This window comes from Streptomyces virginiae (genome assembly GCF_000720455.1).
In the GTDB taxonomy this organism is placed as follows: Bacteria; Actinomycetota; Actinomycetes; order Streptomycetales; family Streptomycetaceae; genus Streptomyces; species Streptomyces virginiae.
Window position 1 is genome coordinate 1 of record NZ_JOAK01000083.1, and the last position, 1130, is coordinate 1130.

Sequence of the window (1130 nt, forward strand, 5' to 3'; positions counted from 1 at the left end):
GGATACGGGGCGGGTTTCAGGGGGGTCGGGTTTTCAGGGGGCGGTGGTGGCGCGGTGGGGGTCGGTGGCGGGCGGGGCGGCGGAGGCCGAGCGCAGGGCGAGGAGGTATCCGGCCTGGAAGCGGCTCTCGGCGCCGAGGTCGTCCATCAGCTCGGCGATGTGGCGCCGGCAGGTCCGCAGGGACATGCCGAGCCTGCGGGCGATGAGCTCGTCCTTGGCGCCGTCGGCCAGCCGGCCGGCGATGGTGTCCTGCAGCTGGGTGGAGGTGGTCGCGGTGTAGGAGGCGGAGAAGGGCTCGGCGAGGCTCCAGGCGTTGGCGAAGACCGAGCACAGGAAGGCGACGGCGGAGGGTTCGCGCAGGACGACGGCGGCGTCGGGGTTGTCCCAGACCGGGAGGAAGGCGGTGGCCCGGTCGAAGACCAGCATCTTGCCGAAGAGTTCGCCCAGGGTGCGGACCTCGGCGCCGGCCGCGCTCACGGCCCGGACGTACTCCTGGGTGCCCGGGCTGTAGCGGGCGGTGTGCTGGTAGAGGGTCTGCAGGCGCACTCCGCGGCCCAGCATCTCCAGGTCCCGCGGGAGCGCGCGCTCCAGGTAGCCGGGCGGGCGGCCGCCGCCGGGCTGGACGGTGAGGACCTCCTGGGTGCAGCGGGCCGCCGCGTCGGAGATGAGGAGCATGACGCGGTCACGGGCCTCGACCACCTCCACCGCGCCGGAGTCGGCACCGCGGCGGTAGGTCTCCTCGTACAGGGGGATCAGTGAGCTGAGCCGGGCGCGGGTGCGTTCCAGGGTCTCCAGGCGGCGGCGCAGCCGGTTCTCCTCCGGTCCCACCAGTTCGGCGGCGGCGGTGTAGGGGCTGACGGCCCGCCACCGGGCGCGGGTGCCGTCGGGGTCGTGGGCCAGGAGGCGGTGGCGGGCCAGCTCGGCGGCGGCGTGCTCGGTGTGGTCCTCGCTCAGGCCGAGCGCGGCGGCCAGGGCGGTGGTCGGCGCGGGACCGCCCTCCAGCAGCCGGGTGTAGAGCCTGATCGCCGTCGGACCGAGGACGGCGGGATCCACCGGAGCCGGGCCGGGTTCGGGTGCCGCGGCCGGGGCGGGGGGCGGGGCGGGGGGCGGGGCGAGGACCGGGGCTAAGC

1 protein-coding gene is annotated in these 1130 nt (G+C 75.9%); it reads right to left on the minus strand.

All coding sequences use genetic code 11. The annotated features are described in order from the left end of the window. Positions 1-33: 33 nt before the first annotated feature. On the minus strand, positions 34-1130 hold a 1097-nt coding region (locus tag IG86_RS0138040), incomplete at its 5' end, for a hypothetical protein (protein WP_157854990.1).